At 71.8% G+C, this 16,497-nt stretch carries 1 protein-coding gene (only partly in view); it reads left to right on the top strand.

From position 1 onward, the window contains the following. Positions 1-16,497: the 5' portion of an SDR family NAD(P)-dependent oxidoreductase gene (locus ACIGXW_RS02320; RefSeq protein WP_399568963.1), read on the top strand. Its footprint extends 15,240 nt past the window's final position; only the first 16,497 of its 31,737 coding nucleotides appear in the window; its start codon is at positions 1-3; the stop codon falls past the right edge of the window.

Here is a 16,497-nt window from a genome sequence, read left to right on the forward strand (position 1 = left end):
ATGGCTAGCGGTAACGAAGACAAGCTCCGCGACTACCTCAAGCTGGTCACCGCCGACCTGCGGCGCACCAAGCAGCGACTGGAGTCGGTCGAGGCCAGGGACAACGAGCCGATCGCCATCGTCGGCATGGCCTGCCGCTTCCCCGGCGGCATCGCCTCGCCCGAGGACCTGTGGCGGCTCGTCGCCGACGGCACCGACGCCGTCGGCGACCTGCCCGGCGACCGCGGCTGGGACGTCGAGGCGCTCTACGACCCCGAACCGGGCAAGCCGGGCAAGAGCTATGTCCGCAGCGGCGGATTCCTCGCCGGCGTCGGCCACTTCGACGCCGACCTCTTCGGCATAGCCCCGCGCGAGGCCCTGGCCATGGACCCCCAGCAGCGCCTGCTGCTGGAATCGGCGTGGGAAGCCATCGAACGCGCCCGCATCAACCCCGCCTCGCTGCGCGGCACCGGCACCGGCGTCTTCGTCGGAGGCGCCGACACCAACTACGGCTCCCTCGCCCGGCAGAGCGAGGAGACCGAGGGGCACCTGCTCACCGGGGGCGCGACCAGCGTGCTGTCCGGACGCATCGCCTACACCCTCGGCCTGGAGGGGCCGGCCGTCACCATCGACACGGCATGCTCCTCGTCCCTGGTGGCGCTGCACCTGGCCGTGCGCGCCCTGCGCTCGGGCGAATGCTCGATGGCGCTGGCCGGCGGCGTCGCCGTCATGCCGACGACCAGCCTCTTCACCGAGTTCTCGCGGCAGCGCGGCCTCGCCGCCGACGGCCGGTGCAAGCCGTTCGCCGAAGCGGCCGACGGCACCTCCTGGGCCGAAGGCGTCGGCGTCCTGCTCGTCGAACGGCTCTCGGACGCCCGCCGCAACGGCCACCAGGTGCTGGCCGTCGTGCGCGGCACGGCCGTCAACCAGGACGGCGCCAGCAGCCGCCTCACCGCCCCCAACGGCCCCTCCCAGCAGCGCGTCATCCGCGCCGCCCTGGCCAACGCCCAGCTGTCCCCCGACCAGGTCGACGCGGTGGAGGCGCACGGCACGGGGACGACGCTCGGCGACCCCATCGAGGCGCAGGCGCTGCTGGCGACGTACGGCCAGGACCGGCCCGGGGACCGGCCGCTGTGGCTGGGCGGCATCAAGTCGAACCTCGGCCACGCCCAGGCCGCCGCCGGCGTCGCCGGTGTGATCAAGATGGTCATGGCGATGCGGCACGGCGTGCTGCCGAAGACGCTGCACGTGGACGCCCCCTCCTCGCACGTGGACTGGAGCGCGGGCGCGGTCGAGCTGCTGACCGAGCGGATCGAGTGGCCCGAGACGGGCCGGGCGCGCCGCTCGGCGGTGTCGGCGTTCGGCATCAGCGGCACGAACGCACACGTGGTGCTCGAACAGGCGGAACCTGTCGAGGTGCCGGTTGCCCTGCAGGACGGGCCCACGGTGGCGTCCGGTGTGGTGCCGTGGGTGCTGTCCGGCAAGACCGAAGCGGCACTGCGCGCACAGGCCGCGCGCCTGCTGGGGCATGTTGAGGACCGGACCGACGTCTCTCTCGCCGACCTCGGCTTCTCGCTGGCCACGAGCCGGGCGGTCTTCCCCCACCGTGCTGTGGTGCTGGCCGCCGACCGGGACGCCGTGACGCGGGCCCTGACGGCCCTGTCCGCCGGTGAGGCGGATGCGGATGCGGGCGTGGTCGAGGGTGCGGTGCGTCCGGGTCGTTCGGCGTTCCTGTTCTCGGGTCAGGGTTCGCAGCGGTTGGGGATGGGGCGTGAGTTGTACGGCCGGTTCCCGGTGTTCGCGGATGCCTTCGACGCGGTGTGTGCGGGGTTGGACGAGCACCTGGAGCGTCCGCTTCGGGAAGTGGTCTGGGGTGAAGACGCCGATCTGCTGAACCGGACGGTGTATGCGCAGGCCGGGTTGTTCGCGGTGGAGGTGGCGCTGTTCCGTCTGGTGGAGTCGTGGGGTGTGCGGCCGGAGTATGTGGCCGGTCATTCCATCGGTGAGGTGGCGGCCGCTCATGTGGCGGGTGTGTTCTCGCTTGCTGATGCGTGTGCGTTGGTGGCGGCTCGTGGTCGTCTGATGCAGGCGCTGCCTGCGGGCGGCGCGATGGTGGCCGTGCAGGCGTCGGAGGACGAGGTCCTGCCGCACCTGAACGACGATGTTTCGATCGCTGCCGTCAACGGACCGTCGTCCGTGGTTGTTTCGGGTGCGGAGAGCGCGGTCGAGGCGGTCCGGGCGCACTTCGAGGGTCAGGGTCGTAAGACGACGCGACTTCGTGTTTCGCATGCGTTCCACTCGCCGTTGATGGATCCGATGCTGGAGGACTTCCGCGAGGTCGTGGCGGGTCTGACCTTCGGTTCGCAGGTCATTCCGGTGGTCTCGAACCTGACGGGTGAGCCGGCTTCGGACGAGCAGCTGTGCTCCGCTGACTACTGGGTGCGGCACGTCCGCGAGGCGGTGCGCTTCGCGGACGGTGTAGGGGCGCTGCAGGCCGAGGGCGTGACGCGGTTCCTGGAGCTGGGGCCGGACGGTGTGCTGTCGGCCATGGCGCGGGAGTCGGTGGCCGACGAGGCCGCCGTGCTCGTGCCCGTACTGCGCAAGGGCAGGGCCGAGGAGCAGACTCTCCTCGCGGCCCTGGCCCAGCTGTCCGTGCAGGGCGCCGACGTCGAGTGGGCCGCCCTCTACGAGGGAACCGGCGCCCGGCACGTCGACCTGCCGACGTACGCCTTCCAGCACGAGTGGTACTGGCCGAAGCCGGCCGCCCTCTCCGCGAGCGGCGACGTCGGCGCGGCGGGCCTGGAGTCCACCGGGCATCCGCTGCTGAGCGCCTCGGTGGAGCTCTCCGACGACGACGGTCTGTTGTTCACGACCCGGCTCTCCCTGCAGTCCCACCCCTGGCTCGCCGACCACGTCGTGATGGGCTCGGCGCTGCTGCCGGGCACGGCGTTCGTCGAGCTGGCGATCCGCGCCGGCGACGAGGTCGGCTGCGACCGGATCGACGACCTCGCTCTGGCCGCGCCGCTCGTGCTGCCCGAACAGGGCGGAGTGCAGCTGCAGTTGCGCGTCGGTGCGCCCGACGAATCCGGCAGTCGCTCCTTCAGCGTCCGTTCCCGGATCGAAGGCGCCGGCGAACAGCCCTGGGCGCGCCACGCGACCGGCGTGCTGGCCGTGGGGGAGCACACGGCCGACTTCACCCCCCTCGGCGGCGACGGCGTGTGGCCGCCCGCCGGGGCCGAGCCGGTGGACCTGACGGGCCTCTACGAGGGCATGGCCGAGGGCGGCTTCGCCTACGGGCCGCTGTTCCAGGGCATGCGGACCGCGTGGCGCCGCGGCGACGAGGTGTTCGCGGAGGTCGTGCTGCCCGAGGCCGCCGAGGGTGAGGCCGGGGCGGGGGCGTTCGGGCTCCACCCGGCGCTGCTGGACGCCGCCCTGCACGTCACCGCCTTCAACGGCATGCCGCGCGGTGTGGTGCCGTTCTCCTGGGAAGGCGTCTCCCTGCACGCCTCCGGCGCCTCGGCGGTACGCGTCCGGGTCGCCCGGACCGGGGACGAGTCCGTGTCCGTGGCGATCGCCGACACGGACGGCGGGCCGGTCGCCTCGGTCGAGACGCTGACGCTGCGGGCCGTCGCCGCCGGGGACCGCCCGGCCGGTGCGAACGGGATCGGCCGTGACTCCCTGTTCCGGGTGGACTGGGTCCCCCTGCCGGCTCCGGCCGTGGAGGCCGAGCCCCTGGCCGTGGCAGTTGTCGGGTCCGGTGCCGAAGAGGTCCTGGCGGGGCTGTCGGCGGATGTCCACGAGGACCTGGCCGCGCTGGCGGCAAATTCGGAAGTAGATGTTCCGGGTGTGGTGCTGGTGCCGGTGGCCGCGAGCGGCGGCTACGGCGCGGTGGTGGAGTCGGTGCATGCGGCTGTGTCGCGGGTGCTGGGTCTGGTGCAGTCGTGGTTGGCCGAGGAGCGCTTCGCCGGTTCGCGTCTGGTGTTCGTGACGCGGGGCGCGACGACCGGTGACGACCTCGTCGGTGCCGCCGTGTGGGGCCTGGTGCGGTCGGCCCGGTCCGAGAACCCGGGACGCTTCGGCCTGGTGGACCTCGACGGCGGAGAGGACGCCGCGCAGGCCCTGCGGGAGGCGCTCGCTCTGGACGAGCCGCAGTTGCTGGTCCGGGGTGGTGAGGTGCTGGCGGCCCGGCTGGCCCGGGTGCCGGCGCCGGTCGAGTCCGGTCCTGCCGTGTGGAGTTCCGAGGGGACCGTACTGATCACCGGTGGCACGGGCGGCCTGGGCCGTGCGGTGGCCCGGCACCTGGTGGCCGAGCACGGCGTGCGGAGCCTGCTGCTGGTCAGCCGCCGGGGCACCGCCGCGGAGGGCGCCGAGGAACTGATCGCGGAACTGACGCGGCAGGGCGCCGACGTGGCCGTGGAGTCCTGTGACGTCACGGACCGGGACGCCGTGGCCGAGCTCGTGGCGCGGCATCCGGTCTCGGCCGTGGTGCACACCGCCGGCGTGATCGACGACGGGGTCGTCGAAGCCCTCACGCCCGAGCGGCTGGCCACCGTCCTGCGCCCGAAGGTGGACGCGGCCTGGAACCTGCACGAGGCCACCAAGGACCTCGACCTGTCCGCGTTCGTGCTCTTCTCGTCCGTCTCCGGCATCTTCGGCGGCCCTGGGCAGGGCAACTACGCTGCCGGAAACACCTTCCTGGACGCCCTGGCCCAGCACCGCCGCGCGCAGGGGCTGCCCGGCGTCTCGCAGGCCTGGGGCCCGTGGACCCAGGACGGAGGCATGACCGGCACCCTGTCCGACGTCGACATCCAGCGGATCGCCCGCTCGGGCATGCCGGAGCTGTCGCCCGCCGAGGGCGTGGCGCTCTTCGACGCCGCGATCACCGCCGACGAGGCAGTCGTGCTCCCCGTACGCTTCGACCTCGCGGCGCTGCGGGCACAGGGCGACATCCCCGCCCTGCTGCGCGGACTGATCCGGACGCGCGTGCGCCGGTCCGTCACGGCCGGCACGGGCGCCGTCTCCGCCGGACTCGTCCAGCGGCTGACCGGGCTCGCGGTGGCCGAGCGGCGCGAGGTGCTGCTCGACCTGGTGCGTGGACAGATCGCCGTGGTCCTGGGACACGCGGGTTCGGAGACGGTGGATCCGACGCGGGCCTTCCAGGACCTGGGCTTCGACTCCCTGACGGCGGTCGAGCTGCGCAACCGCCTGAACAAGGCGACGGGCCTGCGCCTGCCGGCCACCGCGGTGTTCGACTACCCGACGGCGGACGTGCTGGTGGGCCACCTGCTGGACGAGCTGTTCGGCAGCGAATCGGCAGAGGCCATGGTGCCGGTGCGGGTGCTGCCGCCGGTGGCCGACGATCCGGTGGTGATCGTGGGCATGAGCTGCCGCTACCCGGGCGGTGTGTCCTCGCCCGAAGATCTGTGGCGGCTGGTGTCCGAGGGCCTGGACGCGGTGGGCGGCTTCCCGACCGACCGCGGGTGGGACGTGGAGGGCCTGTACAACGCCGACCGCGAGGTGCCCGGCACGTCGTACACACGGTCCGGTGGATTCCTGTACGAAGCAGGGGAGTTCGACCCCGACTTCTTCGGGATGAGCCCTCGCGAGGCGCTGGCGACGGACTCACAGCAGCGCCTGCTGCTGGAGACGACCTGGGAGGCCCTGGAGAGGTCCGGCATCGACCCGGTGTCCTTGCGGGGCAGCCAGACGGGCGTCTTCGCGGGCGTGATGTACAACGACTACGGCAACATGCTGGTCGGCGACCAGTTCGAGGGCTTCCGGGGCAATGGCAGCGCCCCCAGCATCGCCTCCGGCCGCGTGTCGTACACCTTCGGCTTCGAGGGCCCGGCCGTCACGGTCGACACCGCCTGCTCGTCGTCCCTGGTCGCGCTGCACTGGGCGGCACAGGCGCTGCGGTCGGGCGAGTGCTCGCTGGCGGTCGCCGGTGGCGTGACCGTGATGTCGACGCCCACCACCTTCGTCGAGTTCTCCCGCCAGGGCGGTCTGTCGGAAGACGGCCGATGCCGGTCGTTCGCCGACGCGGCGGACGGTGTCGGGTGGTCCGAGGGTGTCGGTGTGCTGGTGCTGGAGCGGTTGTCGGACGCGCGGCGTAATGGTCACCGTGTGCTGGCTGTGGTGCGTGGTTCTGCGGTCAACCAGGATGGTGCGTCGAATGGTTTGACGGCGCCTAATGGGCCGTCGCAGCAGCGGGTGATTCGCCAGGCGTTGGCCAGTGGTGGGTTGTCTGCTGCGGATGTCGATGTGGTGGAGGCGCACGGTACGGGTACGACGTTGGGTGACCCGATCGAGGCGCAGGCGCTGCTGGCGACGTACGGCCGGGAGCGGCCGGAGGAGCGGCCGTTGTGGCTGGGTTCGGTGAAGTCGAACCTTGGTCATACGCAGGCTGCGGCTGGTGTCGCGGGTGTGATCAAGATGGTCATGGCGATGCGGCACGGTGTGCTGCCGAAGACGCTGCACGTGGACGCTCCGTCCTCGCACGTGGACTGGTCGGCCGGAGACGTCGAGCTGCTGACCGAGCCGGTCGAATGGACGGCGACGGACCGCCGACTGCGGGCAGGCGTCTCGTCCTTCGGCATCAGCGGGACGAACGCGCACGTGATCCTCGAGCAGCCCGAGCCCGTCGAGGCGCCGGCCGCTCCGCAGGACGGGCCCACGGTGGCGCCCGGTGTGGTGCCGTGGGTGCTCTCGGGCAAGACCGAGGCCGCTCTGCGCGCCCAGGCCGCCCGTCTGCTCAACCACGTCGAGGGCCAGTCCGAACTGCCGGCCGCGAGCATCGGCTACTCCCTGGCGACGGAACGGTCGAGCTTCCCGCACCGCGCGGTGGTGCTGGCCGCGGACTGGGACGGCATCGTGCGGTCCCTCTCCGCGCTGCTGGTCGGTGAGCCGGACGCGGGTGTGGTCGAGGGTGCGGTGCGTGCGGGCCGGTCGGCGTTCCTGTTCTCGGGTCAGGGTTCGCAGCGGGTGGGGATGGGTCGTGAGTTGTACGGCCGGTTCCCGGTGTTTGCCGAGGCGTTCGATGCGGTGTGTGCGGGACTGGATGAGCACCTGGAGCAGCCGGTCTCGGCTGTCGTCTGGGGTGAAGATGTCGATCTCCTGAATCAGACGGTGTATGCGCAGGCCGGGTTGTTCGCGGTCGAGGTGGCGCTGTTCCGTCTGGTGGAGTCGTGGGGTGTGCGGCCGGAGTATGTGGCCGGTCATTCCATCGGTGAGGTGGCGGCCGCTCATGTGGCGGGTGTGTTCTCGCTTGCTGATGCGTGTGCGTTGGTGGCGGCTCGTGGTCGTCTGATGCAGGCGTTGCCTGCGGGCGGCGCGATGGTGGCCGTGCAGGCGGCGGAGGACGAGGTCCTGCCGCACCTGAACGACGATGTTTCGATCGCTGCCGTCAACGGACCGTCGTCCGTGGTGATCTCGGGTGCGGAGAGCGCGGTCGAGGCGGTCCGGGCGCACTTCGAGGGTCAGGGTTGTAAGACGACGCGACTTCGTGTTTCGCATGCGTTCCACTCGCCGTTGATGGATCCGATGCTGGAGGACTTCCGCGAGGTCGTGGCGGGTCTGACCTTCGGTTCGCAGGTCATTCCGGTGGTCTCGAACCTGACGGGTGAGCCGGCTTCGGACGAGCAGCTGTGCTCCGCTGACTACTGGGTGCGGCACGTCCGTGAGGCGGTGCGTTTCGCGGACGGTGTACGGGCGCTGCAGGCCGAGGGCGTGACGCGGTTCCTGGAGCTGGGGCCGGATGGTGTGCTGTCGGCCATGGCGCGGGAGTCGGTGGCCGACGAGGCCGCCGTGCTCGTGCCCGTACTGCGCAAGGACCGGGCCGAAGAGGTCACGGTGCTCGGCGCGATGGCCCAGCTGCACGTTCAGGGGGCGAAGGTCGACTGGGCCGCTGTCTTCGCCGGAACCGGTGCAAGGCACGTGGATCTGCCGACGTACGCCTTCCAGCACGAGCGGTTCTGGCCGACGGGTTCGCTGATGCGTGCCGGGGATGTGCGGTTCGCTGGTCTGGGTTCGGCGGAGCATCCGATGCTGGGTGCGGCGGTGGAGCTGGTCAATACGGACGGTTTCCTCTTCACGGGGCGTCTTTCGGTGCAGTCGCACCCTTGGCTGGCTGATCACGTCGTCATGGGTTCGGTTCTCGTGCCCGGTACGGCGCTGTTGGAGCTGGCGATCCGTGCGGGTGACGAGACTGGTTGCGGTGCGGTGGAGGAGTTGACGCTTGCCGCGCCGCTGGTCCTGCCGGAGCAGGGCGGTGTCCAGGTGCAGGTGTGGGTCGGTGAGCCGGACGACGCAGGTCGCCGCGCTCTCACCATCCACTCCCGTCGCGATGGCGCTCAAGAGCAGCTCTGGACCCTGCACGCGCAGGGAACCCTGGCAGCCGAAGCGATGGCGGTGGCGTTCGACGCGGCCGTGTGGCCGCCGGAGGGCGCCGAGCCGGTCGACGTGTCCGGCTGCTACGAGCGGTTCGCGGACGCCGGGTTCGAGTACGGCCCGGTGTTCCAGGGCCTGCGGGCGGCATGGCGCCTCGGCGAGGACGTATTCGCCGAGGTTGGCCTGCCCGACGGCGTGGACGGCGGAGCCTTCGGACTCCACCCGGCGCTCTTCGACGCCGGCCTGCACGCCTCCGCCTTCGGCGGCGGCGACGAGCCGGGTGGCGTCCCGTTCTCCTGGAGTGGGGTCAGCCTGCATGCGGCAGGTGCTTCCGCGATACGGGTGCGCATGTCGCGGACCGGAGACGGCGCGGTGTCGATCGCGATCGCTGACACGACGGGTGCGCCGGTCGCCTCGGTCGAGTCGCTGGTCGTTCGTACGATCTCCGCCGACCAGCTGAACGCCGTCGGCCACGACTCGCTCTTCGAACTCGTCTGGGCTGCGGTCCAGGTTCCGGGCGACGAGGCGGACGCCGAGGCGTTCACCGGGCCTTCGGTGGAGACGAGCGCGGACCTTCTGCTGCTTGCAGAAGCGGAAGTGGATGCGCCGGATGTCGTGCTGGTACCGGTGGCATTGAGCGACGGATCCGGTGCCGTGGTGGAGTCGGTGCATGCGGCCGCGTCGCGGGCGCTGGGTCTGGTGCAGTCGTGGTTGGCCGAGGAGCGCTTCGCCGGCTCGCGTCTGGTGTTCGTGACGCGGGGCGCGACGACGGGTGACGATCTCGCCGGTGCTGCCGTGTGGGGCCTGGTGCGGTCGGCGCAGCTGGAGAACCCGGGCCGCTTCGGCCTGGTGGACCTGGGCGGCGACGAGGACTCCTCGTCGGCCCTGCTGCGCCAGTCGCTCGCTCTGGACGAGCCGCAGTTGCTGGTCCGGGGTGGCGAGGTGCTGGCGGCCCGGCTGGCCCGGGTGCCGGCGCCGGAGGCCCCGGTCGAGTCCGGTCCTGCGGTGTGGGGCGCGGACGGCACGGTTCTGATCACCGGTGGCACGGGCGGCCTGGGCCGTGCGGTGGCCCGGCACCTGGTGGCCGAGCACGGCGTGCGGAACCTGCTGCTGGTCAGCCGCAGTGGAACGGCCGCCGAGGGCGCCGAGGAACTCGTCGCCGAACTGGCCGCCCAGGGCGCCGACGCGACCGTCGCCGCATGCGACGTCTCGGACCGGGACGCGCTGGCCGAGCTGGTGGCGCGGCATCCGGTCTCGGCCGTGGTGCACACCGCCGGCGTACTGGACGACGGCGTGATCGGCTCCCTCACCCCGGAGCGCCTGTCGGCCGTCCTGCGCCCGAAGGTGGACGCGGCCTGGAACCTGCACGAGGTCACCAAGGACCTTGACCTGTCCGCGTTCGTCGTCTTCTCGTCCGTAGCGGGCACCTTCGGCAGCGCGGGCCAGGGCAATTACGCTGCCGGCAACGCCTTCCTGGACGCTCTCGCACGGTTCCGCCGCACGGAGGGCCTGCCCGGCGTGTCGCTGGCCTGGGGCCCCTGGGCCCAGGACAGCGGAATGACCGGATCCCTCTCCGAAGCCGACATCCAGCGGATCAACCGGGCCGGCATGCCGCCGTTGTCCGTGGAGCAGGGCCTGGCGCTGTTCGACGCCGCGCTGTCCGGCGTGGAGCCGGCCGTACTGCCCGTGCGCCTCGACCTGGCGGCCTTCAAGTCCCAGGGCGAGATCCCCGCTCTGCTGCGCGGGCTGATCCGGACGCGTGCACGACGGGCGGCGGTTGCCGGTTCGGCGGCCACGGCCGGTCTCGTGCAGCGGTTGGCGGGGCTTGCGGTGGCGGAGCGGCGTGAGGCGCTGCTCGACCTGGTGCGTGGGCAGATCGCGGTGGTGCTGGGGCACGCGGGTTCGGAGACGGTGGATCCGACGCGGGCCTTCCAGGACCTGGGCTTCGACTCCCTGACGGCGGTCGAACTGCGCAACCGCCTCGGTACGGTGACCGGGCTGCGGCTGCCCGCGACCGCCGTGTTCGACTACCCCACGGCAGACGCGCTGGTGGGCTTCCTGCTGGATGAGCTGTTCGGCGGCGAGTCCGCGGAGGCGCTGGTGCCGGTGCGGGTGCTGCCGCCGGTTGCCGACGATCCGGTGGTGATCGTGGGCATGAGCTGCCGCTACCCGGGTGGGGTGTCTTCCCCCGAGGACCTGTGGCGCCTGGTGTCCGAGGGCGTCGACGCCGTCGGCGACTTTCCGGCAGACCGCGGCTGGGACGTGGAAGGGCTGTACAACTCCGACCGCGAGGTGCCCGGCACGTCGTACACGCGGTCCGGTGGATTCCTGTACGAGGCGGGGGAGTTCGACCCGGACTTCTTCGGGATGAGTCCTCGGGAGGCGCTGGCGACGGATTCGCAGCAGCGTCTGTTGCTGGAGACGACCTGGGAGGCGTTGGAGCGGGCCGGTATCGACCCGGTGTCGTTGCGGGGCAGTCAGACGGGTGTCTTCGCGGGTGTGATGTACAACGACTACGCGAATCTGCTGTCGGGTCCCGAGTTCGAGGGCTATCAGGGCAGCGGTAGCGCGGGCAGTGTGGCCTCGGGCCGCGTGTCGTACACGTTCGGCTTCGAGGGCCCGGCCGTCACGGTCGACACGGCCTGCTCGTCGTCCCTCGTGGGTCTGCACCTGGCGGCGCAGGCGCTGCGGTCGGGCGAGTGCTCGCTGGCGGTGGCCGGTGGCGTGACAGTGATGTCGACGCCGATGACGTTCATCGAGTTCTCCCGCCAGGGCGGATTGTCGGCGGACGGCCGGTGCCGGTCGTTCTCCGACGCTGCGGACGGCGTGGGCTGGTCCGAGGGCGTCGGCATGGTCGTACTCGAGCGGCTGTCGGACGCGCGGCGCAACGGCCACCGTGTGCTGGCTGTGGTGCGTGGCTCGGCGGTCAACCAGGATGGTGCGTCGAATGGTTTGACGGCGCCTAATGGGCCGTCGCAGCAGCGGGTGATTCGCCAGGCGTTGGCCAGTGGTGGGTTGTCTGCTGCGGATGTCGATGTGGTGGAGGCGCACGGTACGGGTACGACGCTGGGTGACCCGATCGAGGCCCAGGCGCTCCTGGCGACGTACGGGCAGAACCGGCCCGAGGACCGGCCGCTGCGGCTCGGTTCGATCAAGTCCAACATTGGTCACACGCAGGCTGCGGCCGGTGTGGCCGGTGTGATCAAGATGGTCATGGCGATGCGGCACGGTGTGCTGCCGAAGACGCTGCATGTGGACGCTCCGTCCTCGCACGTGGACTGGAGCGCCGGCGCGGTCGAGCTCCTTGCCGACGAGCTGGCCTGGCCCGAAGGCGACGGTCCGCGTCGCGCGGCCGTCTCCTCCTTCGGCATCAGCGGCACGAACGCACACGTGATCCTGGAACAGCCCGAGCCCGTCGAGGCGCCGGCCGCTCCGGAGAACGAGCCCGTGGTCGAGCCCGGTGTGGTGCCGTGGGTGCTCTCGGGCAAGACCGAAGCCGCTCTGCGGGCGCAGGCTGCCCGCCTCCTGGAGCACGTTCAGGGCCGGACAGACGACGCCCTTGCGGACATCGGCTTCTCCCTTGTGACGAACCGGTCCGCCTTCGCCCATCGCGCGGTCCTCCTGGCCGCCGATGTGGACGATGCGCTGCGGGTCCTGTCCGCGCTGGCAGCGGGCGAGGCGGATGCCGGTGTGGTGGAAGGCTCGGTGCGTGCGGGTCGTTCGGCGTTCTTGTTCTCGGGTCAGGGTTCGCAGCGGGTGGGGATGGGCCGTGAGTTGTACGGCCGGTTCCCGGTGTTCGCGGGTGCCTTCGATGCGGTGTGTGCGGGGCTTGATGAGCATCTGGACCGTCCGTTGCGTGAGGTGGTCTGGGGCGAGGATGCTGATCTGCTGAACCGGACGGTGTATGCCCAGGCCGGGCTGTTCGCGGTCGAGGTGGCGCTGTTCAGGCTGGTGGAGTCGTGGGGTGTCCGTCCGGACTTCGTGGCGGGACACTCCATCGGTGAGGTCGCGGCCGCCCATGTGGCAGGTGTGTTCTCGCTGGCGGATGCGTGTGCGTTGGTCAGTGCCCGGGGCCGTCTGATGCAGGCGCTGCCTGCGGGCGGCGCGATGGTGGCCCTCCAGGCCACCGAGGACGAGGTCCAGCCGCACCTGAACGACGATGTTTCGATCGCTGCCGTCAACGGACCGTCGTCCGTGGTTGTTTCGGGTGTGGAGAACGCGGTCGAGACGGTCCGGGCGCACTTCGAGGCGCAGGGCCGCAAGACGACGCGACTGCGCGTCTCACATGCGTTCCACTCGCCGTTGATGGACCCGATGCTGGAGGCCTTCCGCGAGGTCGTGGAAGGCCTGACCTTCCAGTCCCCGACAGTCCCCGTTGTCTCCAACCTCACCGGTGAGCAAGCCACCGGCGAGCAGCTGTGCTCGGCCGAGTACTGGGTCCGCCACGTCCGTGAGGCCGTCCGCTTCGCCGACGGCGTCCGTACCCTGCAGGCCGAAGGCGTCACCCGCTTCCTGGAGCTCGGTCCGGACGGCGTTCTGTCGGCCGTGGCCCAGGAGTCGGTGACCGACGAGGCCGCCGTGCTCGTCCCCGTACTCCGCAAGAACCGTGCCGAGGAGACGACGGCGCTCGCGGCCGTGGCGCAGCTCTACGTCCACGGTGCGCGGGCCGACTGGTCCGCCGTCTTCGCCGGCACAGGTGCCCGGCGGGCCGACCTGCCGACGTACGCCTTCCAGCGCGAGCGGTTCTGGCCGACGGGTGCGCTGGTACGTGCCGGGGATGTCCGGTTCGCGGGTCTGGGGTCGGCTGAGCACCCGATGCTGGGCGCGGCCGTGGAACTGGCCGGTGCCGATGGGTTCCTCTTCACGGGACGGTTGTCCGTGGAGTCCCACCCGTGGCTCGCCGACCACGTCGTCAAGGGTTCCGTGCTCGTCCCCGGGACGGGTCTGCTGGAGCTGGCCGTCCGCGCCGGTGACGAGGTCGGCTGTGACGTCGTCGAGGAGCTGACGCTCGCCGCGCCGCTGGTCCTGCCCGAGCAGGGCGGCGTCCAGGTGCAGGTGCGCGTGGGCGTCCCGGACGAGGACGGGCGTCGCGCCCTGAGCGTGCACTCCCGGCCGGAGGGCCAGGGCCAGGAACCCTGGCTCCGGCACGCCGCCGGTTTCCTGGCCACCGGTGCCGCCGCCCCGCAGTTCGACGCGGCGGAGTGGCCTCCTGTGGGTGCGGAGGCGGTGTCGGTCGAGGGTGCGTATGAGGTGATGCTGGAGGGCGGTTACGGCTACGGGCCGGTGTTCCAGGGGCTTCGGGCGGTGTGGAAGCAGGGCGAGGATCTCTTCGCCGAGGTGGCGTTGCCCGAGTCGGCGAAGGACGAGGCCGCGCGCTTCGGTCTGCACCCGGCTCTCCTCGACGCCGCCATGCACGCCGCGATCCTGGTGGGCACGGGCGACGAGACGATGATCCCGTTCGCGTGGAACGACGTGTCGCTCTTCGCGGTCGGCGCGTCCGAGGTGCGGGTGCGCCTGACGCGGACCGGTGACGGCAGCCTGGCACTGGCGGTCGCCGACGCGGCCGGCCGGCCGGTGCTGTCCGTGGGGTCGGTGGCCGGGCGCCCGGTGTCGGCGGAGCAGCTGGACGCCGGGTCCCGTTCGGGCCGGCCGCTGTACGGGATCGAGTGGACGGTGGCTCCGGCCGCGACCGGCGTCGACGGAACCGACGCGTCCTGGGCGCACTGGGACACGGTGACGGATGACGCGGATGCGGTGCCGCCCGTTGTGGTGCTGGACTGCGGCGGCGCGACGTCGCCCTCGGCGGACGACGATGTGCCCGCCGGCATCCGGACGGTGACCCAGCGGGTGCTGGATGTCGTTCAGCTCTGGCTGACGGAGGAGCGGTTCGCCCAGTCGCGCCTGGTCGTGGTGACGCGCAATGCGATGGCCACCGCCGAAGGTGCCGCGCTCGATGTGGTGCAGGCTCCGGTGTGGGGTCTGGTCCGTGCGGCGCAGGCGGAGAATCCGGGCCGGTTCGTCCTGCTGGACGTGGACCGGGACCTGGAGCCCGGTGACCCGCTGTCGGCCGCAGTGCTCGCCGCACTCGCCTCCGGCGAGCCGGAACTGGCCGTCCGCGCCGACGACATACTCATACCGCGCCTGGCGCGTCTGACGTCAGCCGGGTCGGATGTGACGCTCGACGTCGACGGCACGGTTCTGATCACGGGTGGTACCGGTGGCCTGGGCGCCGTCGTGGCCCGCTACCTCGTCGTGGAGCACGGCGCACGGCACCTGGTGCTGACGAGCCGCCGTGGCCTTGAGGCCCCGGGAGCGCCCGAACTGGCGGCAGAGCTCGACGGACTGGGCGCGCAGACCCGCATCGTCGCCTGCGACGTGTCCGACCGGACCGCGCTGTCCGCTCTCCTCGACGGCATCACCGCCGAGCGGCCGCTGACGGCCGTCGTGCACGCGGCCGGAATCGGTGACAACGCCCTGGTGGGCGCGCTCACCCCGGAGCGCATGGAGGCGGTGCTGGCGCCCAAGGCGGATGCGGCCTGGTACCTGCACGAGCTGACGCGTGGGATGGATCTGGCGGCCTTCGTCCTCTTCTCCTCCGCCGGTGGTCTTGTACTGACCGCCGGACAGGGCAACTACGCCGCCGCGAACGTCTTCCTCGACGCCCTGGCGGCCCACCGGCACGCCGAGGGGCTCCCGGCCACGGCCATGGCCTTCGGCCTGTGGGAGGTCGGCGCCGGCCTCGGCCAGCAGCTCAGGGACGTCGACCGCAAGCGGATGGCGACCCAGGGCGTACCGGTGCTGTCGCACGAGACAGGTCTGCAGCTGTTCGCGGCCGGCCTGCGCTCGGACCGCCCCGCCGTCGTGCCCATCAGCGTGGACGCCGGCGCGTTGCGTGCCCGTACCGACGAAGTGCCCGCGCTGCTGCGCGCACTGGCGCCCCGGACCGTCCGGCGTACCGCCGCCGTCGGCAACGGCGCCACGGCCGGGACGCTGGGCGACCGGCTCTCCGGCCTGACGGCCGGCGAGCGGCACCGCGCCATCCTGCAGATCGTGCGCAACCAGGTCGCCGCGGTGCTCGGCCACGGCTCGCCCGACGCGATCGGACCGGACCGCGCCTTCCAGGAGCTCGGCTTCGACTCCCTCTCCGCGACCGAACTGCGCAACCAGCTCAACACCATCACTGGCCTGCGCCTGCCGGCCACCCTCGTCTTCGACCACCCCAACGCCCTCGCCGTCACCGACCACATCGATTCCCTGGTCGGCGGCCGGAGCACCGAGGCGGTGTCCGGCACCGTCGTCGGCGCGGCCGAGCGCCCGGCGGACGACGAGCCGATCGCCATCGTGGGCATGGCCTGCCGCTACCCGGGCGGGGTGACGAGCCCCGAGGACCTGTGGCGGCTGGTGGTCGACGGTGTGGACACCGTCACCGACCTTCCCGACAACCGTGGTTGGAACATCGAGGACCTCTACGACCCCGAGCCCGGCAAGGAAGGCAAGAGCTACACGCGCCGGGGCAGCTTCCTCCACGACGCCGCCGACTTCGACCCCGCCTTCTTCGGCATCTCGCCGCGCGAGGCGCAGTACATGGACCCGCAGCAGCGCCTGCTCCTCGAAGCCTCCTGGGAGGCGATGGAGCGCGCGGGCATCGACCCGGCCTCGCTCAAGGGCAGCCGGACCGGTGTCTTCGCGGGTGTGATGTACCACGACTACGCACTGAACGTGTCCCCCTCGGGCACCAGCGGCGGCAGCGTCGTCTCGGGCCGCGTGTCCTACACGTTCGGCTTCGAGGGCCCGGCGGTCACGGTCGACACGGCGTGCTCCTCGTCGCTCGTGGCCCTGCACCTCGCGGTCCAGGCGCTGCGGTCGGGCGAGTGCTCGCTGGCGCTGGCCGGCGGTGCGACCGTGATGTCCACGCCGGGCATGTTCATCGAGTTCAGCCGGCAGCGGGGCCTGTCCGCGGACGGCCGCTGCAAGGCGTTCGCCGGTGCGGCGGACGGCGTCGGCTGGTCCGAGGGCGTGGGCGTGCTCCTCGTGGAGCGCCTCTCCGACGCACAGCGCAACGGGCACCGGGTCCTGGCGGTGGTGCGGGGCACGGCCGTCAACCAGGACGGCGCGAGCAACGGCTTCTCCGCC

Origin of the sequence: Streptomyces sp. NPDC053079 (assembly GCF_044546695.1) — a bacterium.
Taxonomy (GTDB): domain Bacteria; phylum Actinomycetota; class Actinomycetes; order Streptomycetales; family Streptomycetaceae; genus Streptomyces.